We start from the raw sequence: 21,598 nt of genomic DNA, 5'->3' as shown, positions 1-21,598 counted from the left end.
GCCAGCCCTGTGGACAGGCTCCTGAGAATGAACGCCCCTGCCGCGAACTCACGTTCGCCCGGTTCGAAAACACCAAAAGTACCTCCCGCCGCTATACGCCGGGCCCGTCAGCAACACCTCATTATTTAGTTACATCATCCAAGCGAATCCCCTGAGAACCGCACCCATGCTGTCCTCCACATCGCATCACACACTACAAAACAGCAGAAACCTCACCTCTGACCACCGAAGAACGCTGACGCTTCAATTACACCTGTGCCCACCTGACCGACACTGAAAAGCGCCGCCCCACCCCGGCCGCAGGCCGGGGTAATGCATCGCTTCAAAACGACGGATGTTGTAACTAGGTTTTGTTGTTGCTGTTGATAAGGTTGCTTTGAGTTCTGGCATACACGCTCGTAAGCGGCCCTACGGCCCGCTAACGCGGAGATACGCCCCGACTTCGGCTGTCGCCTTGTCGTGACCACTCCGACCGCGCACAGCAGCTTCTGTAACGTTTTTAGCGCAGTTGTTTTGGGCCTGGCAGGGTGGGGGATTATTACGGCTGAAGCCGTAATGCTTTTTTCGTCCTCGCTTCGCTGCGGGGGTCTCCGGCGCATAGCGCCTCCCATGCGCTCACGCGCATCTTAAAACCGTCCCCGGCGTACCCTGAAAGTAACGCGTGCTGACGCGGGGCTGAGAAGCCTGTGCGGCAATGCCAGAAATCTATTGTTGGTTTTATGTTAAAAAATCGGTGACATTTTCTTTGAACGGGGCCGCGTTGTGCCAGAAGCGGACTTTGCAATTTTCCTTTGATCTAGCCCTGTAGTCTCTACAGATAACTCTGGTAGGTTTAAGGTTTGAATCGCCACGGGTTTAACAGACACCCCAGAGTCATTTATGGACTGACCCCGCCCCGGTAGACGATCCTGCCCTATAGTTTGAGCATAGGAGGAGCGTATGGGCACACCACGATTTACACCTGAATTTAAGGAAGAAGCCGTCCGTCACATAACGGAACGCGGTTATTCCGTCGCCGAAGTTTCTGACCGGCTGGGCGTTTCAGCACACAGTCTCTATAAGTGGTTACGGGCTATTAAACCCGATAACAGCGAGCAGCATGCCCGTGATTTACTGGAAGCGAAAAGCGAGATCCTGAAGCTCAGGGCCCAACTGAAGCGCACTGAGGAAGAACGGGACATACTGAAAAAGGCCGCGCGGTACTTTGCAAGGGAGCCCGACTGAAGTACCGCTTTATCAATGAGCACCGCTCTGTATGGGGTGTCATGACGATGTGTCGGGTGTTGTGCGTTGCCCGGGCCGGGTTTTATGCGTGGCTGCATAACCCGGTCTCCGCGCGGGATAAAGATAACCAGCGTCTGCTGACGCTTATCCGTGACTCCTATTCACTGAGCGGAGGCGTATACGGTTACCGCCGGGTCATGGCGACCTGAACGAAATCGGGGAAATCTGCGGTAAAAACCGGGTGGGCCGCATTATGCAACTGAACCGGATTAAAGCCGTGCGCGGCTATAAAGCTCCGCGTCGTATCGCTGGCCGACCTTCAGTGGTTGCGCCTAATCGTGTGCAGCGGCAGTTTACCGTTGTCCGGGCCAATCAGGTCTGGGTCACCGATATTACTTATATCCGCACCTGGCAGGGCTGGCTGTATCTGGCGGTGGTTATCGATCTCTTCGCCCGTAATGTGGTCGGTTGGTCGATGAAACCCACTCTCTCACGCGAACTGGCGCTCGACGCGCTGATGATGGCCGTGTGGCGTCGAAAACCGGACGGCGAGGTTATCGTACATAGCGATCAGGGCAGCCAGTACGGTAGTGACGACTGGCAGCGCTTCTGCCGGGCCAATAACCTGGCGCCGAGCATGAGCAGGCGTGGCAACTGCTGGGATAATGCGGTGGCCGAATCGTTCTTCAGTTCGCTGAAAAAAGAACGGATCAGAAAACGCATATATAAAACCAGGGATCTGGCCCGGGCGGATATCTTCGATTACATTGAAGTGTTCTACAACCGGACCCGGCGTCAGTCCGGAGGCCTTTGAACAGGCCTCGTCGTGAGGACAGGAAATGTCTACTGTTGTGGGGTCAGTCCATACTAAGGCTCCTCAAGCAACCCAAGCAACTCCATATCATAAAGCAAGTTCCTTTTTTCATCATCAGAGAGGTCCTCAATAAGAATATCCAAAGGGGTTTCCTTTAAAATCAAATTGATAGATTTACGAGTGATATCCTCTGCTTTCTTCGGCCCTCTATCGGCCCTTAAAATGAGAGTAAATACCTCAAACATTAGCTTTTCTATCGGGGAAAAAGGTGTGCATTCACATTGATAGATTGCATAATCAATTTCTAAGCTATCATAGGACGATTTTTCACCAGCCTTTCTATTCCTCGATAGAATATTCCGACAGCAATCATAGAAACATTCTAATATCATTTCTCGTATTTCACCGTAAGTCATACGTTCGTCATCCACTACTTCAACCTCCCAGGAATTAGCAATACGTTATTGTTATCAAGGACCTCTACTTTAATCCCTGGATATTTTTTTTGAAATTGATCCACAACACCCAAACAACTCTCGCAGGCAGCGCGCTCAGTGAAAATAGTGACTTTCCCTTTGGCTGACACATTACTACCTAACTTATCAGCCAGGTTGTCCAGAATTTTGTACTCCGAGTCGGTATTTCGAGGTATTGGTACACCTTTTACATTGTTGATGGTTTTAAATTCAAAATTGCCGCTACCTTTCCCTATAAAGCTTTTCTCTGCTGTGTCGACCCGGCTGTGTGCCGCAAGTGTCCTGGGCATACCTGGAACATCGATTTGTGCAACTGCGGCATTTCCCGTCTTCCTGATATTTTGAGAAAATGGCGCTCTGGCATCCAACACCTGCTGCCTGAACGTGGCTGCCTGCTGTATGGTCTGCTCATTGATCAGATACCCTTTCCATGCACTGGTCGGTCCAGCAAGACTGGTGGACAGATACTGATTGCCAACGCTTGTTTTCCCCATTCCGACAAATGTACTGGAGATGGAGATGGCCATTACAGAGGCATTCACCCAGTTCGGCGACCAGCCTGTCAGTTTACTGATTTGCTCTATCTGTTGGTTACGCGCAAACAACTGCCCGTCGGTTATCTGATCACCCAAATCGTATGTGAACAGTTTTTCGCTGTCATAGCCAGCATATGCCGGGTAATTTCCGAAGCGCTGACGCTCTTTTTGCACCCAGTAGTTATCAATAAGCCCGTCTTCGTCCCGCGTTGAAGGGTATTTATTCATCAAAGCTTCAAACTGCTTTCGCTCTTCTGAGTTCAGGGCTTCCTGTGTGGTACAGGCGACCTTGCGGCATGATGCAGCCATGAGTCGCGCTTCTTTTTCCTTGTCACCTTTCGCCAGTTCTTTGATAGCGTTGAGCTCATCCTGATGCAGCTGACGATTGAAGCGTTCAACAAGCTCTCCCGCATTTGCGCCGCTATTGGCGCCAGAGGCTCTGCCTGTGGCAATGGCGCCGACCAGTGCCCCCGAGACACGGCTGATTTGCGCCTGGCGCTCCTGCCATCCTTCGCTCTTTACCAGGTTATCGTTGATGATAATCCCGGCCAGCTCCGCAGCCAGCGCTCCGGCAGCGGCTCCCTTGGCGTTTCCTCGACCAATTTCCGCGCTGATACCCGCAACCACCGCATGACTCAGGGCTCTTCCCTGTATACCCAGAACCTTGCCGTTATCGCCAATCAGACCGGCCCCTTCGGCATTAATCTGGTTGCCAATATTTGCCAGCAGGGCGTTCGTCAGGTTGTCCTTAAAGCTGCCGCCATTGATGGTGGTGTTCAGGCTGGAGCTGATAACCGACTGGCCGGCCACGCGCTGGACCACTTTCCCCCAGTCTTCATTTCTCACCAGAACCGGCAGTTTTGCCTTGTCGGGCGGAACATCAATATTCATGACCTTATCAAAGCCCGCCAGCGCGCCCCCGATAACCATCGAGGTGGCCAGAGATTTGACCGAACTGCTGCTTCCCAGTGCCGACAGCGTTTTTGACAGATTTCCCTGATTTTCCACCAGAGCCACGGCGGCCTGAGCGGCAAGAGAGGACATCCCGGCAGTAACCGCCCCGGTCGTTACTGCGCCGCCACCCACGGTGGACGTTACAGAGTTCGCAACGGTCGCAGCCAGTGTACTGCCCGCGGTGGCCGCAGCTGCAGCGATAGCGATTACCGCCGCCACAGCCGGATTCAGGCTCTGACTTTTATAATTCCAGCTGTCGTAAGCATCCTTAACCGTATTCCACTGAACATCGCTGCGGGTATTCAGTCCCTTCAGCCACTCTGTACCGGGTAACGCGCCCAGAGCAGTAATCGCACCCTGCAAAGCCTGACCATTTTTCGCTTTGATATCGGCACTGATACCGCTGGCCGCGTTAACCGTCAGTTTTCCGCCAGCATGAACAGACGGAAGCACCCATTTTCCTTCGCTGTAGCCTTTATTCGCCTGCCTGATATAGAAGCCTTTCGAGTTGCTGACAGTCTGCTCGAAAGTGGTGTTTTTCACGGCCAGGAAACTGACTTTTCCACTGGTACTGGTCAGCGTGGCGTTCTTTTTTGCCTCGATTTTACTGGCTTCATAGGTACTGTCATCGCGGCTCAGCAGGCTGAGATTGCCTCCCGCAATAAACTCCGTCACCCGGTTGGTGGTGGTGTGTTTCGTTTGTTTGACGGTCGTTTTCTTACCCCACCACTTTCTCTTCGTGGTTTGACGTTCGTAATGACTGGACTCTTCCATCGCCTGGGCATAGAGCCAGCCACCTTTTGCTGCAACATCCATCACCCCTTTTGCCAGTAAACGCGATGCCTGAAAAAGAATGCTGCCACCCGAGATAACCGTCAGTGCTCCACCTGAATTCAGCGTGACGCCTGTCTGGCTGACGTTTTCCGTCCAGCTGTTCCCGGACTCACGGTATACCGTCCCCCGGGCGGACTGAAACTGCATATTCCCGCCGGAGGTCAGCGTGATGTTACCGTCTGAGGACAGCGTACTGCCGTCAGCCTGGATACCCCCGTTTGCCGCCAGTGTCAGGCTTTTCGCACCGTGCAGACGGGTCAGTACGTTGAGTTCATCCCTGTTATTGTCATTACTGCTGTCCGTTACGCCATATCCGTATGCGCCCAGCCAGAGAAGTTTCCCTGCCTGCAGCGTCGCGGTTTTCCCGGCGACAATATGAGCGCCCTGCACGCCGATATCTGCCGCTGAGCTGATGAGCAGGTTTCCTCCGGCTTTCACATTGCTGCGTAATTCGGGTATCCGGCTGTCCGGGAAGAACTCGCTGTAGAGGTCACTCAGGCTCCGCATGTTCAGGTCAGTATTGGCAGCCGATGAGAGGCTGATATTCCCACCGGCGTCGAGCCCTGCACCATACAGAGACAGACGCCGGCCGCTCAGGGTGATATCACCCGAAGCACGCAGCGGCTCTCCCGGTAACATCCGGTTAAACAGCTCCTGCTTGCGGGCGTAGGTCAGGACTGTGCCAGGTCGCCCGTGCCACAGCATGGCGTCATTTTTATCAAACGTGATGTCCCCATTGGCAACCAGAGAAATATTCTGGCTCAGAACAGGAAAACGCGTGTTCCTGAGCAGAATATTGCCACCTGCCGTGACTGATAAATCACGTGAAGCCTCCAGACTTCCCAGCCAGCGTAGCCCGTCAGAATGGAAAAAGTTGGGCCACTCGCTGGTATGAGAGGTGACATCTCCGCCGCGACTGACCAGGGTAATGTTCTGTCCTTTGAGCTCACTCTGCCAGGACTCAACACTTACGCCCGCCAGAACCGAGATATCCTTTCCGGCCGTCATCAGCGCCAGCGCCATTTTTGTGCCACGGTCTGACTGTAAGGTAATATCCCCTGAGGCCTTCATCACATCGGTGGTAACAATGCTTCCGGCGCGCAGCAGGATATTTTTAGCCGTCATCGTGTCAGGCCGGGCTATCACTCCCGAATACTGAACGTTCGTGACGTAGGGCTCTTTACTCTCAATGCGTTCAGAAAAATCAGCAACCAGATTTCCTCCGGCACTGATACGTGAAACCAGCAACCGGCCTGGTATCCAGTCTGTTGTCTCTCCGGTATGGCGAAATTTAACAACTTCCTTGGTGTGAATTAAATCGCCGGGGAAAGTCCCGCCGCCCTGTGGCTCCGGGGACAGACTGCCAATATATGGATTATATACATAGGTCAGATACTTACCCAGCACACCTTCGAAACGACTTTCACTGACAAGACTGCGACCGGTAAGCACCGCATCCCGGCCTGCGGAGATGTCCCCCAGACGGTTAATGAGGTCGCCGGCATTGAGATAAAGATTATTTCCTGCACTGATAACCGGGCGGGCTCCTTCTGTCTGCACCGTATAATGTTGTTTTTCAGTCTGGAGGACAGCCAGGTTCTTGAAATCGACACTACCAAACCACTTATCCGGCTCGCCAGCGTCCATATCTCCCACGACATGGGCTATACCCTGCCCTCTGCCGCTGTTGAAAGGATGCCAGCCCAGCCGGGAGTCTGAAACCTGTGCTGTCGTGGGTTGCTCGGTCCGGACGACGGTGTCAGCTTTACTTATCGTATTTTCCAGACGGTCAGTCCGGATAACCAGGTCACCCGTGTTCGTTTTTATCGTCGCCGACCGGTTCTCCACCAGACTGGCTTTATTACCCTGGGCATCCTTCTGTATCCACAGATTTTTATGGCTGTGTAATGACGCACCGTTACCCGTATTGCGTACCGTCGACGCAAATACCCGCATATCCCCGTGGGCAGTGGTGCTGCTCCGGTTGTCCACTGTGGTCGCCGCCAGCGTCATATCACGTTCAGCGCGCACGCTGGACCCGGCTGGCGTGACGATATCCCGCCCGCTGACGTTCAGGTCAGTCTGCGCCTTAACGTTACTGAGGGTGATTTTTCCGGCCGTCGTCAGGGAAATGTCCCGCTGAGTGGAGGTCATATTGCTCAGGTTGACGCCGACCCCGGCTTCGGTGGCGACCAGGCGGATTTTACCGGCATACATGCCGCCAAGCGCCTTTGTATCGACAGCAAGCTGAGGCTTTGCACCCTCACCGGCAATGGGTTTTACCGTGCCGTCCTTAAAGCTGACCCGGTTCGCTCCCTGAGTCAGAGTGAGGGTTTTCGCGTTAATTTTGCCGTTCAGTTCAGTGGCCCGGCTGATGACATCAACATATTCAGCACCGGCCCCATCCAGGCCGTTACCGCCGACAATCACCGCCCCTTTTTTGACTTCAAGGGCATCGAGCGCACCTTGTTTATCAAACTGCGGTTTGCCCGTCGTCAGAGTGACTGACGGGGTATTGATGAAACCACATCCGTCACAGGTGATGCCATTCGGGTTGGCAATCATTACGCCGGCTTTATTGCCGAAGACTTCCAGCCTGCCTTTCAGTTCAGAACGGTTGCCGCTGGTCACCTCGTTAATAATCAGTTCGGCCGGTTTACCTTTGAGTCTGGCATTGCCGTTGTCGATGGTGACGCCGAGCTGTGTTTTCCCGCCCTGCGTGGCGTTATTCAGCACCGCGCCCGGCGTTCCCACGTTAAAATCCTGGTAGGTGTTGTGCGATATACCAGCCGCATTGGGCGTGGCGATATTCACCACCGGGACATTACCGGGTTTCATCACGACCTGAGTGTTGCCATTCGCGGCAGTGATACCCGCGGCAATAGCGGGATGCAGAGGCTGAACGGCGGTGAGGTATATCAGCAGCCAGCTGGCCCCTCGGGCCAGCGGATGTGCGAGTTTATCCATGTCAGAACATCCTGTATTAAGGAGCCGTCATAGCCCCTGCTGTGTGCCGGCAGTTAAAGTGAAACGGTGGCCTGCCAGTAAACCACGTGTTTATCCGGACTGAGTCTGTCGGGATACGACAGCGGCATCCCCAGCGTCAGGGACTGGCTGAGCCAGCGGCCAGCCAGCTCCAGTCCGACGGAAGCCCCGGTCAGCGTACCGCCGTCGGTTATCCCTTCCTGGCGCATGACATGCCCGGTATCCAGTGCACCCGTTGCTGAGAATACCCCCACGCCCGGCACCGTCATCCATTGCCATGTCAGTTCATTGCGCCAGTAGCCGCCGCGGTTGCCGCTGAGATACTGCTCTTTAAACCCCCTGACCGAATACTGTCCTCCGACAGACAGTTGTTCACTGGCGTAGAGTCTGTCAGGTGTGGTCTGCCCCCAGGCTGAGGTCAGCCAGTACACAGAGGATGTCATGGGGTAAAACCAGCTTGCGCTTGCACTGAAGCGCCGGAATTCGCTGCGGGGCAGGCCGGGATGCGCCGGGTCATCCCGTGTCGCGCCGGTGAACGGGACGCCGTGAGAAAGGGACGGGCCCAGGGTGAGATAGCCACCACCGATACTCCGGCTGTAGCTCAGTCCGGCCGTCACGCTGCTGAGCGTCGGGCTGCTGACGTCAAGACGTACGCCGCCCAGCCGGTTTTCGGTTTCCCGGCGGGACAAAGCGACATCCAGCGCCAGACGTTGCTTACCGTCACGCAGTAGCGTCCGGCTGGCGGCCAGTCGCTGTGACTGCACGGTGCCTTCATAGCGCCAGTGCAGCGGTGTCCCGCCAACAGAAAGCGTCTGATAAAAATCAGACCACACATACTGCGCGCTGAACAGCCAGTACCCGTAAGGAACCGAAACGCCGGCCTGAATATTACGGCTGCGTCTGTCATGGTGAAACTCACTGTCCCTGCCTGCGGCCAGCGTCCACTGGTCAGCCAGTCTCATCACATTGTCTGCCGTCAGGCGGGCATTCAGCTGCCCGCTGCCGGTACTTTTCTGCCCGCTGTTATCTGCGCCCACATCAAGACTGACAGGAAAACGCTGGCTGACCGGTACCAGCTCTACCCGGGAAAACCCCTCCAGACTCCCCGGCAGAATATCTACGGTCAGCGACCGCGAAGTCAGGCGGTTAAGCTGCTCCAGACCCTGTTCAGTGTCGCGGAGATTGAGTACCCGGCCCTCCGCCCGGGGAAAAGCCATCCTGATGGCATTTTCCTCATGCCCCTCCAGCGTGACGGCTTCCACCTTCCCTTCTGTGACGGCAATGACCAGCGTTCCTCCGGAAATATCCTGTTCCGGCAGCCAGGCGCGTGAAGTGATGAATCCCCGGGAAAGGTAGTCCTGGGTGACATCCCGCACCCGCTCCCGGATATCCGGGAGCGTCATACACCCCGGTGCCGGAATGGTCGTCAGCTTTCGCACGGCAGAGCGCGGGAGCACTGTGGCGTTCTCCAGCCGGATATGCCGGAGCTGAAAACACTGACCGTCAGGTTCTGAAGGGGGTGCTTCCGGGAGAGAGGGCGCGGATGTGGAATGGCGGAGCATGTCGCGTTGCTGTTGCGTCTGTTCCAGCAATGCCTTTTGTTGTTGCTCAATGGCATTCTGGTCCGCAGGACTCAGGGGGGCTGCCGGGAGGGCTGTTGCCGTGAGGCTGCCCAGCAGGATCCCATACCTGTGAAATGACACACACGACATCAAAAACTCCGTTTTCTGAAATGTTGTGAAATTTAATGTAATGAATTGTAATCAATTGTCCATTGTTATTTCACAATTGGGGGGTGTACGCCGGAACCGCCGAAATTTCCGTATCCCCAAAATGTTGGCGTTCGGCAGCCTGTACAAAAGACCGCCGTCAACCGGACAGCGAAGAAATACCCGTTTGGAGCGAAAAATCACTATTCGCAACGTATCACATAGCTGGTACGGATAAATTCTCACTCATGGCACCATAAACGTACACGTCAGCACACGCCAAACATGCTTCAAAAATCGACTAATTCGTAATGCCGGAAATTTCGGCGGTTCCGGCACAGAACCCCAGGTTCTGGCATACACGCTCGTAAGCGGCCCTCACGGCCCGCTAACGCGGAGATACGCTATCGCCTTGTCGTGACCACTCCGACCGCGCACAGCAGCTTCTGTAGCGTTTTTAGCGGGTTTGGCTGGGCTTAGCAGCGTGGGGGGATTATTACGGCTGAAGCCGTAATGCTTTTTTCGTCCTCGCTTCGCTGCGGGGGTCTCCGGCGCACAGCGCCTCCTATGCGCTCACGCGCATCTTAAAGCCGCCCCCGGCATACCCTTAGAGTTACTCACGCTCACGCGGACCAGAGGGCCTGTACGGCAATAGCCAGAAATCCATTGTTAGTTATTTGTTAAAAAATCGGTGACATTTTCTCTGAACGGGACCGCTGTGTGCCAAAAGCGGAAGTGTCCTGCTCCCATTGAGTAAAGTAGATAGCAGCTTGTACAAAAAACAGGCTTAACGTGGGATATATTCCGTTTTCCAGGCGGACCTTTACACGCTGGATGGCTGACTGCCAAATCTGCAGGTCAGCTGTATCTATCCGAAGGTGGAGACATTTAATTACCTAAGTCCAATCCTGATAGCCATTTTCGTAAATCCAGACAAGCCCAGCAGGACAAGTATCAGATAAAAACCAGTACCCATTAAAAGCGCCACACTCCATCTCTTCAGGAGTACTGGGGAAACTTTCTCTAAACTTAGAAACCTGTTCTTTTATTGTTCCCGTCCAGAACTCGCCACCGTTTCCAAGCTTTACTTTCCCCTTATACATTAAATTCTCGATAAACCAGAGAAATAACTCTTTCTCTTCATAAAATGACAGCGTTATCTTACCTGACAGGCTAGACGGGTGAATATTTTCCCAAATCGTAACCATTGATGCCCCTTCAAGGGCTTCCTTTCTTTTTTCATATTCATCATTTGTAATCATATATAACCTCCTGTCTAAACTTGATGGTCAGGAATTTCAATCGCATGTCGATCGCTTCCTGACCATGAATATAACCACCACATTGCTATTATATACAAGGATGGGGGGATTATTACGGCTAAATCCGGGAGGAGATGGAGGCCGATATCGTTGCCCGCCAGTAGCCTGTTTCCGTGAAGCAGCTGCGACGCAGCCTGCGGATTCTGACCCGGAGTGAAAGGTACCTGAATGCCACCCTGGCCGGCAGTATCCGTTACGGTCTGGACCGACTACCAGTGGGGGTAGTAACCGAAGAGGAATATCAGCTGAGCCGGTTACGACTACAGAAAATACTGAGACGCAGGGAATATACAGGGAGTGAGCCAGCGTGACGCTGACAGAGAAATCGGGCCATCTGGCATGGTGCGCCCTGGTGACGCTAGTTAGTATTTTCAACAAACAAAACCCTAACGCTGAATTAAATGTTCTTGGAAAATCCTTGCAACAAGTTTTGGGACCAGGAGGGAGCTATACCAGAGGTAGAACTAAGGTTTTTGCTTCAGAAAAATTAATTGAAGATGAAATCATAAAATTTGCTACATCTCTAACTGGTGGAGTAAAATTTAAAGGGCAGATTCTTCCAGATGGAAGGCTGATGTATGCAAAAATAAACGATGATCAAACAATCAACCTTCGAATTTTTTCAGCTACAGCAGAGAAAACCGGAGCAAGATAGACAATTGAAATTATTGGTATCTCCGATATTAAAGCAGCATCAAAAACGTCATTAAATAGATTCGAAGTGAAATTTAGGTAGGGGGTAATAAAATGACATATTTAACTGAGGAACAATACCAGGATCGAAAAGATTTACTGCGAGGAGCATCTACAACGATGTTATGGAAAAATATCGATCCAGAGAGCGTGGATGGTGCCTATAAACTAACTTATCAGGAAGAAAAAGCTCTATATATCTGGTTCATTTCACGTTTACTGAAAGATGGTGACATTAAACTCGCTCGACATGGAAAATTTCTCCCAGAAAGTATTGAAAAGCAGATCGAGGTTTTTGAAAGGGTATTTCCCAAAACTGAGGATGATATGGATTGTGATGCATTTGAAGGATTTTGGTTTTTAAGTGAAAACTGCCCTGCAGGTATTGTCTGGATTTACGAAAATGGCTATCAGGATTGGACTTAGATAATTAAAATCCATGTAAAATACGTGCCCGGAGCTGAACGGAAAAAGAGCAGATAATGAACCGCAAACAATTTATTCAGAGCCGGGGCGCCACCTGTCGTAACTGGACGTGGAGCTGGTCTTTTATTAATCATGATGACCAGCTGGTCATCTTCGGGGCCTGGGACGTTGAGCGTGACCAGGAGCGCGCTGTCATCCTGCGGGAAGCGTGGGAGTACAACACCAGACTCAGAAAGAATCCCGGCTACACCCAGGCGGTTGAGCATATCGGCTACATCCTCGGGGGATACGACCTGTACACCTTCAATATGGTACAGGCCACCAGTCCGGATGCGCCGGACGTGGCGGTCATTCAGGATTTTGAGCGCCGGCTGGAAAAACGCTTTCTGAGAAAAGAGGGCACCATCTGGTACGCCGACTTCACGGCCAGTCCGTACCCTGAGGAACTGGCCGTTGCCGGCAGTTACAGTGAGGGTGCTACAAAAACTATTACCGTTAATGCATACGAACGCGACCCGGCCGCCCGGCGGGCCTGTATTGCGCATCATGGGGCCGTCTGTCAGTGCTGCGGATTCGATTTTGAGAAAACCTGGGGCGAGCACGGGAAAGGATTTATCCACGTTCATCATATCCGGCCGCTGAGAACGCTCGGGGCTGACTATCAGATTGACCCGGTTAACGAGCTGGTCCCGTTGTGCCCGAACTGCCACGCCATGATTCATCGGGGAAATGAGGCAAAGCCGTTATGGGTGCAGTCTGATGATGAACAGCAATAGCGACGAATGCCCATCTCCGTGGTGCCACAGGCGAGCATGCGCTCAACGCAGAGGCGGGTCCAGGGAGTGACGCGGTCTCCGAATTTTTCGAGAAACGTATTCCAGCCGTCATCGAGGGTAAACAGCAATTTCGCGGGACGTGGAATATACATGCCGCAGAGTATAAAACGGGGCTCAGGGCATGAACACCATCGGAACGGCAGAGCCGTGACGCTCGCCCTGCAAGGGCGCTACGTTCTGTATGGTTCTGGCTACGAAACATAGTAGAGGGTGAGGTTAAAATCCTCTATACCGCCACTGACTTTTTTTCAGGTAACCTAGTATGACACCAGCTTAATTTAGCGAGCTGGTGTCATAGCAAAACTAATAATAGTTTATGGTGAATACAATCTTACCGTCTGCTTTACCAGCCGATAATCTCTCATCCGTTTTTATGTATCGAGCTACAAGAGGTATCGAAATTTCAGCTCTACCGTCATTTGGAGCAGTGATTCTCTGTTCACTACCCAGATTAAAAAGAGCATTTGACGCTGCAGAGCCTGTGCCTATCTGAATCGCAACACCTCTTGCAGCATTAGTGTCAGGTTCAATATTCATTGTTCCCTGTGACGCGTCGAGTATTCCATATAAAGGAGATAGTTTAAGTCCAAAAACGTTCGATGTGTAACTTATTGCCGTTGTATTTTTTCCTGTAAGATGAGCAGTTGTAAATGGATTACTTATATAGCCATAAAACCTTGGGCATCCGGACATTTTGATAGAAGCATCTCGCCAGTCTGTAAAACCTTTTTTTTCCAGGACAGTCACATCCCAGGAACCTAAAGAAACTGAAAAACTAGATACATCACATGTACGGGAGACTATATTTAATGTTCCACTGAAATTAAATGTATAGGGATTCCATGTGAAAACAACCTGTCCGGCAGTTGTCGTATAGTCATTCTGATATCTTACAGTTGGAAGAGATGCACCATTGAGTATTCCTGGAGAAATATCACCTGTTTTTATAAAAATCACCGAGGCTGTAGTCCACACTTGTACGTTACCTATGGAGGCCCTGGTTTCCTCATACCATTTAAACTTCGTTGTATTAAGGCCATTCGCACTTCCAACTGTGATCACTACACCCACACCTGGAACATTCGTATTATAAATTTTACCTGAGTACGTCCCACCCTGCCAGCTTGAAAGTCCATTTGGCGTTGAAGTTATATATGCATATTGTTTATCGGTGAAAGGTCCACTACCATCACACATCCCATGAGGAGCATTGGTATAATCTTTTGTTGATTGTATCCTTTGCTGATAAAGGATTGTACCATTGGGAAGTTCATTGCCCGCAGTTATGTTGTTCCCCTGAAGCGGAAAGGCATCCATTCTTACAGGAACATCGATATTACAGGTTAAAGCATATGCCTTGTTAGCCGAGAGAGTTAAAATAATTAATAATGCAACCATTATTAAGACGGCATTATACCATTTTCCTAACACCATTAAAGACACTCCACAATATTAGTTTGATAAGCATATTGTCTGATATGCCTCTTCTTATCGCATAAAGCGATGTGTTCTTTCCGGATAACCGGCCGTACCCGTCGCCGCTCACAGCGCGGGAGTGTCCCGCAGACTCCGCAGCGCCTGCACCGGCGCCGGACGTACCCCGACCGCCTTCAGCTCCCGCATAAAGTCATACACCCGCAGCAGGGCATACAGCTCACGCCGGTTCGCCAGACGGTACTTCTTCATCACTTCCGTCCGCATCCGGTACACGCTCTTCACGTTCAGACCCAGCGCCTCATGCATGTCCCGGATACCGTAACCGCACGTCAGGAACAGCACCAGATGACGCTCCGACGCGCTCAGCCGCGAGAACAGCGCCGGCGTCCCCGGCAGCGACCCCGTCGCCAGACCCGTCACCAGACGCACCAGCTCTCGCCGGACCTCCGCCACCGGACCGTCCAGACGCAGGTGCGGCACACCGTCGAAGCTCGCCCCCGAGTACGACATGAACCCGTACGCATCCGCCTCACGGATACGCGACAGCAGTCCCTTCCGCGCTTCCGCCGGACCCCACAGGCACGCCGTGTCAACCAGCACCACCCGGACCGCTTCCTCCTCTGCCGGAGCCGCCCGCTGCAGCCACCCCAGACCCTCGTCACTGAGCACCCGCAGCGCCCGTGCCAGATACGGGTCCGGCGTCACCGTCTCCACCGACACCCGCGGTCCCGGCCTCATCCTCTTCTCCATGCTGTTTCCTCCGTCCGTCACCGGCACACCGCCGTCAGCTTCCTGAACCCGCCCGCCGGCTTCTCCTCCGTGGTCCGGTAGTCCAGCCGGCACTGCTCACCCGCGCCGCTGCCCCATTTCACCGTCAGCACACCCGATGCCGTCTCCGTCAGCGCATATATCTGCCCCGACTGGCCCACGCTGCCCACGTTCATCCCGCCGGCCGCCGTCACCTCCGCCCCGAACGGCAGCGGCTGGCCCTTCGCGTCCGTCGCGCTGATGAGCAGCGGATACCCCTTACGGGTGCCGAACGTCACCTTACTCACGGCACCCCAGTGCGGCGCCACCTTCTCGGTGGTGTTGCTGAGCTCCACCTCCTGCGGCAGCCCTTTCGGGTCGATGCTGATTTCGTTCATCTCATACGGCGTCAGGTACGGGATGGCCGCGTGCCCGAAGCGGTCGATTTTCAGGCCCGGGTAGCCCCCGACCTTCGCGCCTTTCGCCTCCTTCGCCTCCACCACCGCGAAGGTGTCCCCGGTGTACGGCGTCGCCACGATACCGTTCTGCCACGCTATCACCGTCCCGCTCGCCCCCAGACTGGTGTTCTGGTAGTGCTTCCCGGCGCCGTAGCTTGCCGTCAGGTGAGAGTAGGGCGTCCGCCACCCGCCGCTCGCCGTCATGCTGCTCCCGGTCCCCTGGTTATAGTTCGCCGCGGTCAGGCCGTAGTTATACTGGTTGTCCTCGCCGTAGCTCCCCGACAGCCCTATCTGCTCCCCGGTCCGTCCGTTGCCGCTCTTGTTCAGGCTCGCCGTCAGCATCGGCACGTGCTTCTGGTCATACCCGCCCAGCGGGGCCGAGATGTTCAGCAGGAAGTTGTTCTCCATCTTCCCGCTGTAGTTGCGCACGCGGCCGGCGCTGAGGTTGTAGTTCACCCGCCCGATGTTGTTGCTGTAGCCCGCCTGGTACTGGATGTCCGACTTGCTGTTGTTCCAGTAATCCTGGGTGTAGCCCGTCAGGTAAATCTGTCCCCACCCGGGACCGAGCCCCTGGTTCATGGTGACGTTCAGGCGGTTCTTCGGCCGCCAGATCCCCGAGGCCACGCCGCCGCGCTTCTCCTCATCGATGGCGCGCATCGCGGTCTGGTAGTCGTAATAGCCCGACGTCGAGAAGCGGTAGGCCGCGATGGTCAGGTTGCTGTCCGTCTCCGGGAGGTACTTGCTGTAGCTTATCTGGTAGCTCTGCCCGCTGTTCGACGGCTTCTCCGTGGTCTCCAGGTGCACCCGCGCCTGGGTGATGTCCGCCGAGAAGGCCCCGATGGCGGTGCTGATGGCCATCCCCAGCTGGATGGCGTAGTAGGCCGCGCCGCTGCCCTGCAGGCCGGCGTAGCCGGTCAGGCTGTTGGTCAGCCCCCGCTGGTAGGTCGCCTGGTAGAGCGTCGGGTTAAACGACAGGCTCGGGTCATTGAGCCGCCCGGCCACCACGTCATAGCGGTGGGCGCCCGGGCGCAGCAGCTGGGTCACGGAGGCGAAGGGCACCTGGAACGTCTGCACGCTCCCGTCCGCCTCGGTCACCGTCACGTCAAGGTTGCCGCCGTAGCCGGTCGGGTACAGGTCCTCGATGCTGAAGGCCCCCGGCGGCACCGTGGTCTCATAGATGATGCGGTCGTTCTGGCGCACGGTGACCCGGGCGTTGGTCCGGGCGATACCCCGGATGTCCGGGGCGTAGCCGCGCCGCGACTGGGGCAGCATCCGGTCGTCGCTGACCAGCTCCACCCCGCGGAACGGCAGGGTGTCGAAGAGCTGCCCGCCGGTGGAGGTCTCCCCGGCCAGCACCCGGCCCAGGATGGAGGCGATGTCCTTCTGGACGTAGTTGTTGGTCGACTGGTATTTTCCCCCGGCCCCCTGCTGACGGATGTAGCTTCCGTCGTGGCGGAAGTACCATCCGCCGAGGTTAAGGCCCGCGTTCAGGCCAATGTACGACGAGGTGTAGTCCCGCCCGCGTGAGCGGGTGGTGTAGGTGCTGGCGTTATAGCCCAGCAGGGCCGCCGGGATACCGGTGTCCCACAGCGCCGGGCTGACGTAGCCCCGGGCGGTGTTGCGCATCATCGCCTGGGGGATTTCAATGTCCAGGCGCTGGACCGAGGAGTCGAACGTCACGCTCACCCCCGGCAGCAGGGCCGGCAGGTCATAGCATGCCTGTTTCTCCCGCAGCGCGTCGGTGAAACTCCCGGGCACCCGGTCAAAGTTGAGGTTCAGGTTTTTAATCAGCTCCGCGGTGAGGCAGGGGCGCACCTGCCCGTCCGCCTGCGCGGCGAACACCACTTTCTCGTGCGCCACGCTCTCGCCGTTAACGAAGATATCCGTGGACCAGGTGCCCGGGGAGGCCGCGCTGCCGCTCTCAAAGCGCGACAGGTCGATTTTCTCCGTCCCGCCGGTGCTGAGGAAGACCGGATCGAACGTCAGGTCCTCGTTCCCGGCCGCCGCCAGGGTCGGGCTCATCACGGCCGCCATGACCGCGAGGGCAATGCATGAATACTGCAGGCGCATGACGCTGTTTCCTCGTGAAGACGCTGTAAAAAAGAGGCCGGGTTACAGGGTGTAATCGACCTGACGGAGGGCACCCCAGTCGTTGACGTACTCGTACGTCAGGACGGTGCCGGCCCCGGCGCGCACGCCGGCCGGCAGGGTGAAGGTCTGGCGGCCCTTCGGCGGCACCATCTCGCCCTCCACGGACCCCCGGTTCCCGGCGCCCTTCACGGAGACCGAGACCAGGGAGACAAAATAGGGTGATGCGTTGCTGGCGGTGAGCGTGCTGCCCGCCACCGACCAGGTCAGGCGGTCAGCCGCCTCGCTGGCTTTTGCGCGGTCAGCCAGGGCTGCCGGGCGGTAGAAGAGTTTGATGCGGGTGCGGAACGCCACCTGAAGCCGGTTGTCTTTTTCATTCTTTTTCAGGGCCGGGACTTCGAGCACGTTCAGCCAGTAAACGGATTCCCTGTCCTGCACCAGGGCCGGGGAGCCGGTGTAGCTGATGCGCAGGGTCTGGCTCTTGTCAGCGTTGATGCGGTTCACCGGAGGGGTCAGGGTGAACGGGGTGCGCAGCCGGTCGGGGGTGGCGTTTATGTCTCCGTCGTCGATCCAGCTCTGGACCAGGACCGGCAGGGTGCCGGTGTTGGTGAGGCGCACGGCCACCTCCCGCTCGCCGCCGGCGTAGACCACACGGGTGCCGTTGACGATGACGCTCGCCGGTGCCGGAAGAGAGATGACCGCGGTCAGCAGACAGACAGCAGCAGAGAACGTGCGGATAAGGGCTGAAGAGGCCATAACATACTCCTGAATGGCGGGGGGAGAGACTCCCCCCGGGATACGGATTACTTGTACTGCAGGTTGTAGACGACGCTGCTGGTCACGGTACCCGGCGTGGTCTGGGCGTTGGCGTAGTACTCGACCGCGTACGGCAGGAAGGCGGTGCCGTCAGTCTGGATGTCGACGTAGGCCATGCCGTTCACCTGGTCGGTGTTACCGACGTTGATCGGGGCGTAGCTGTTGGACGCGTCCAGCAGGCGCAGGTCAACGTTAGTGGCGGAGCCGCTGACGTTTTTCAGGCGACCGGTGCTGAGGTCAACGGTGTTGCCCGGCTGGAAGAACGCCGAGACTTTGGAGTGGCCGCCTTCGGTGCCGATAACGCACTTAGAGACGTTCATGTTGAACGAGGTGCGCCCGGTGGTGTTGCCGGCGGCGGTCAGCTGGTTCACGCCGACGGTCGGCAGCACGATGGTGGCGTCAGAGCCCTGGCCGTTGATGTCCACTTCACAGGTGGTGTCGGTCAGCTCACCGTTGAAGGTGATGGTGCCGGTGGAGGCTGCCTGGGCAGACAGGGTGGCCGCGCTCAGGATAGCGAACAGGGACGCGCTGATGACTGACTTTTTCATAATATTGTCCTTAATGAATGATTCGTGGTTAACCATGATTCAGGCAAAGCGAACCCTGCCCCGGCTTCATGCTGCCGTTACAAAAAATGACGGAAGATACGCGTTAAAATAAAGACGCCACTGCTTTCTTTATCCGGCGGTCCGGCATAATTCATCTTGTTTCAGTAAATACTGACGAGCACGGGTGAGTGAAAATAATATTCACGCTCAGTGCTGCGGTTCCAGCGGGAGAATAATACCGATATCCCGGATGGGGTAATGCATCAGGACGCCGATTTCCACGCCGGAGATAATAAAGCCGCTGTTGTTGACCCGGTATAAAAAAGGCTGAACAAAGCCGCACTTCATAAAGACGGTCCTGAGGGTGTTGACGGAATGCCAGAGGCGCTGCTTGCTGCACTTCAGGCCGTAATTATCAAACACCTCTGCCATAATATCCCGGTCTTCAATCATGTGATTACCGGCATGATTGAGAATATACTGCAGCAGCCGCGCCATGGTGGGCCGCAGACGCAGGCTGACACCGGAGAGAGTATTAATCAGCAGGGCCGGGGAAATACGGTACTGGAGATTATCCCCGATACTGTATCCGTAAAGCGCCTGCTGTAAATGGCCCGGATTTTTTGTCATCACCGGCGTACCTCTCGCTTGATATTAAGTTTCACCAATGTGGCGGATTCTATATAAATAAAATCCGTTATCAATAAGACACATCAGTGACCATAAACCGCCATAACCACCACCTTCATCAGGTATTTATGCTGTATAAAAACGCAATCCGCGACATTAACATCTTAATGATGCATATCAATCCCTGTCATCCAGGAGTAAAAGTGAAACCCGGTAGTCAGTCAGAAAACATAAAATATTTTCGAATGAAGGTTTTGCTGTGAAATAAGTATAGGGCCTCAGAGGGGGAGGAAAAACCTTTTTCATTCACCGTAATTATTGATAAGCAAAAAAAAGGGATGTGAAGCCGGTGTTACAATAATGCGATGAATGATACCGGTAATAACACTGTAAAATCAGACAGATACAGATATCGTGAAACGCGTGCAAAAACCCTTATCAGACCTGATATAAGAAAAAAACGGTGCAATAAGCGTTGGGGGAGAATATATCCGGCCTGAATGTTAATTAACTGTTGCGCAAATAAGTCGGTATTACGGAAGAATTAACAGGTGGCGATGCTGAGCGCTGGCGGGTGCGGAGGAAAAATCTGATAATGCCGGGACCCGGATACCCCGGGATAAAACGGGAGTGGACAGGGGGAGGGCGGGAAAAATAAGATAATAAGCTGAATAATACCGGAGTGAAAGCAGAGTGATGACAAAACAGGACTGGATATACCGTCTGCGGCGGTGCACGACGGCGGAGACGCTGGAAAAGGTGACGGATAAAAATAAATACACGCTGACGGAGGATGAGCTGGAGGTTTTTTACGCGGCGCTGGACCACCGGCGGGCAGAAATGGTGATGAACCGGCTGTATGATAAGGTGCCGGCGGAAGTGTGGAAGCATGTGAAATAGCCGGGGGAGAGTGAAACAGAGAAAAGAATAAACAGAGAAACCCGCAGGGTGATAATGCCGGGTGGCACCGGATGAGGAGAGCGGGAGGACGATAAGGATACGGAAAGGTATTACCAGTGGAAAGATCTCCTGCCTGATAAAATAACCTCCGGAGGACTTCCCGCAACAGACACATAAACGCTCTGGGCTCAGCAATGAAGTTATCATCATGACCTGCAGGAGTACAAGACGGTATAAAAGAGCAGATATCCATTGATATCTGTTCCGGGAGTCAGTAAAAAGATAAATGCAAACTAATCCGGCGTTATTTTAGTTTCATTCTGCGAGCTTATAAGCGTGCCCGGTGTATGAATGAAGCATTTAACTCCCCTGACAGGTCTGTAAACGTTCTGATAAAGATTAAATCATAAATAACAAACCTGCAGAGTTAAAATCACTCAGCGTAATAACTGAAGAGTCAGGGCGTGACTGAACAGTTCTCACTGAAAATGTGACCTCACGACGCTGAAGCTGGAATCCGGCTCGTTTGTTGAGGATGACCTCCGCCAGTATTTCAGTGACGTTCTCTACAGCCTGAAAACTACCGCCGGGGACGGCTACGTTCACGTGCTTATTGAGCACCAGTCGTCGCCGGACAGGCACATGGCGTTTCGCCTGATACGTTACGCGGTAGCCGCCATGCAGCGCCATCTGGAAGCGGGCCATAAGAAGTTGCCCCTGGTGATACCGGTCCTTTTCTATACAGGTAAACGCAGCCCCTATCCGTATTCCACCCGCTGGCTGGATGAGTTTGACGACCATCACTGGTACACTATATCGTGCAGGCAGGCGAAACAGCCGACGCCGAAGCCTTTGTACGCGAACTGGCACTGCGTGTGCCGCAACACGGGGACGCACTTATGACCATCGCACAGCAGCTTGAACAAAAGGGCATCGAGAAGGGCAGGGCTGAAGGCCTGCAGCTCGGTGAACAGCGCGGTATTGAAAAAGGCCGCAACGAAGGCAAGCTGGAAGTTGCCCGCACCATGCTCCAGAACGGCATTGACCGTAATACCGTCATGAAAATGACTGGTCTGACTGAGGATGACCTGGCACAGATACGCCACTGAATCATCTCTCTTGAGAACGCGTTTATGGCCCGGATAAGGCAAAGTACCTCCCCGGT

The 21,598-nt window shown here is 54.5% G+C and carries 15 protein-coding genes and 2 pseudogenes; 7 read left to right on the top strand and 10 right to left on the bottom strand.

Features of this window, described 5'->3' with window-relative positions:
* Window positions 1–939 precede the first annotated feature (939 nt).
* Window positions 940–2,038, top strand: a pseudogene (locus tag IYV58_RS27875) (IS3 family transposase).
* Window positions 2,039–2,091: 53 nt separating this feature from the next.
* Here the strand turns inward: IYV58_RS27875 and IYV58_RS27870 are convergent.
* The 4 genes from IYV58_RS27870 to IYV58_RS27855 form a co-directional block, all read right to left on the bottom strand.
* Complete coding sequence (locus IYV58_RS27870) at window positions 2,092–2,469, bottom strand: hypothetical protein (RefSeq protein WP_195729726.1); 378 nt, start codon at window positions 2,467–2,469, stop codon at window positions 2,092–2,094.
* Complete coding sequence (locus IYV58_RS27865; RefSeq protein ID WP_195729725.1) at window positions 2,469–7,805, bottom strand: DUF637 domain-containing protein; 5,337 nt, start codon at window positions 7,803–7,805, stop codon at window positions 2,469–2,471. The genes IYV58_RS27870 and IYV58_RS27865 overlap by 1 nt, the downstream gene beginning before the upstream one ends.
* Window positions 7,806–7,858: 53 nt before the next feature.
* Window positions 7,859–9,280 carry a ShlB/FhaC/HecB family hemolysin secretion/activation protein gene (locus IYV58_RS27860; protein ID WP_265090825.1) on the bottom strand — a complete coding sequence of 474 codons (1,422 nt, stop codon included), beginning with the start codon at window positions 9,278–9,280 and terminating at the stop codon, window positions 7,859–7,861.
* Between the two features lie 1,148 nt (window positions 9,281–10,428).
* Window positions 10,429–10,794, bottom strand: coding sequence for a DUF596 domain-containing protein (locus tag IYV58_RS27855; RefSeq protein WP_195729723.1), 366 nt, complete (start codon window positions 10,792–10,794; stop codon window positions 10,429–10,431).
* Window positions 10,795–10,967: 173 nt separating this feature from the next.
* On the opposite strand from IYV58_RS27855, the gene IYV58_RS28650 reads away from it, so the two are divergent.
* The 4 genes from IYV58_RS28650 (at window position 10,968) to IYV58_RS27835 (ending at window position 12,749) form a co-directional block, all read left to right on the top strand.
* Complete coding sequence (locus IYV58_RS28650; protein WP_195729722.1) at window positions 10,968–11,165, top strand: ProQ/FINO family protein; 198 nt, start codon at window positions 10,968–10,970, stop codon at window positions 11,163–11,165.
* Window positions 11,162–11,509, top strand: a complete 348-nt coding sequence (locus IYV58_RS27845) for a hypothetical protein (protein WP_195729721.1) — start codon at window positions 11,162–11,164, stop codon at window positions 11,507–11,509. Before IYV58_RS28650 ends, IYV58_RS27845 begins: the two co-directional genes overlap by 4 nt.
* Before the next feature lie 158 nt (window positions 11,510–11,667).
* Window positions 11,668–11,973, top strand: a complete 306-nt coding sequence (locus IYV58_RS27840; RefSeq protein WP_195729798.1) for a DUF596 domain-containing protein — start codon at window positions 11,668–11,670, stop codon at window positions 11,971–11,973.
* Between the two features lie 56 nt (window positions 11,974–12,029).
* Complete coding sequence (locus tag IYV58_RS27835) at window positions 12,030–12,749, top strand: HNH endonuclease (protein WP_195729720.1); 720 nt, start codon at window positions 12,030–12,032, stop codon at window positions 12,747–12,749.
* Between the two features lie 363 nt (window positions 12,750–13,112).
* Here the strand turns inward: IYV58_RS27835 and IYV58_RS27825 are convergent, their stop codons facing one another.
* The 6 genes from IYV58_RS27825 to IYV58_RS27800 all read right to left on the bottom strand — a co-directional run bounded on the left by IYV58_RS27825 (window position 13,113) and on the right by IYV58_RS27800 (window position 19,533).
* Window positions 13,113–14,243 carry a fimbrial protein gene (locus IYV58_RS27825; RefSeq protein WP_195729719.1) on the bottom strand — a complete coding sequence of 377 codons (1,131 nt, stop codon included), beginning with the start codon at window positions 14,241–14,243 and terminating at the stop codon, window positions 13,113–13,115.
* A gap of 108 nt (window positions 14,244–14,351) precedes the next feature.
* Window positions 14,352–14,996 carry a helix-turn-helix transcriptional regulator gene (locus IYV58_RS27820; protein WP_195729718.1) on the bottom strand — a complete coding sequence of 215 codons (645 nt, stop codon included), beginning with the start codon at window positions 14,994–14,996 and terminating at the stop codon, window positions 14,352–14,354.
* Between the two features lie 17 nt (window positions 14,997–15,013).
* Window positions 15,014–17,521 (bottom strand): fimbria/pilus outer membrane usher protein, encoded by a 2,508-nt coding sequence (locus tag IYV58_RS27815; protein ID WP_195729717.1) that lies wholly within the window; start codon window positions 17,519–17,521, stop codon window positions 15,014–15,016.
* A gap of 42 nt (window positions 17,522–17,563) precedes the next feature.
* Window positions 17,564–18,295 carry a fimbrial biogenesis chaperone gene (locus tag IYV58_RS27810; protein WP_195729716.1) on the bottom strand — a complete coding sequence of 244 codons (732 nt, stop codon included), beginning with the start codon at window positions 18,293–18,295 and terminating at the stop codon, window positions 17,564–17,566.
* Window positions 18,296–18,342: 47 nt separating this feature from the next.
* The gene (locus IYV58_RS27805; RefSeq protein ID WP_195729715.1) at window positions 18,343–18,903 is read right to left on the bottom strand and encodes a fimbrial protein; all 561 of its coding nucleotides are present in this window, start codon (window positions 18,901–18,903) and stop codon (window positions 18,343–18,345) included.
* Window positions 18,904–19,110: 207 nt separating this feature from the next.
* The gene (locus tag IYV58_RS27800; protein WP_195729774.1) at window positions 19,111–19,533 is read right to left on the bottom strand and encodes a hypothetical protein; all 423 of its coding nucleotides are present in this window, start codon (window positions 19,531–19,533) and stop codon (window positions 19,111–19,113) included.
* A 696-nt stretch (window positions 19,534–20,229) separates the two neighbouring features.
* Between IYV58_RS27800 and hha the strand changes: the two genes are divergently transcribed.
* Window positions 20,230–20,433, top strand: a complete 204-nt coding sequence (hha, locus tag IYV58_RS27795; RefSeq protein ID WP_195729795.1) for a hemolysin expression modulator Hha — start codon at window positions 20,230–20,232, stop codon at window positions 20,431–20,433.
* A 489-nt stretch (window positions 20,434–20,922) separates the two neighbouring features.
* Window positions 20,923–21,542 (top strand): annotated as a pseudogene (locus IYV58_RS27790) (Rpn family recombination-promoting nuclease/putative transposase); the annotation flags it as partial.
* Window positions 21,543–21,598 lie beyond the last annotated feature (56 nt).

Source organism: Klebsiella sp. BDA134-6, assembly GCF_015601345.1.
In the GTDB taxonomy this organism is placed as follows: domain Bacteria; phylum Pseudomonadota; class Gammaproteobacteria; order Enterobacterales; family Enterobacteriaceae; genus Klebsiella; species Klebsiella grimontii.
This window is presented reverse-complemented; position numbering and strand designations above follow the sequence as displayed.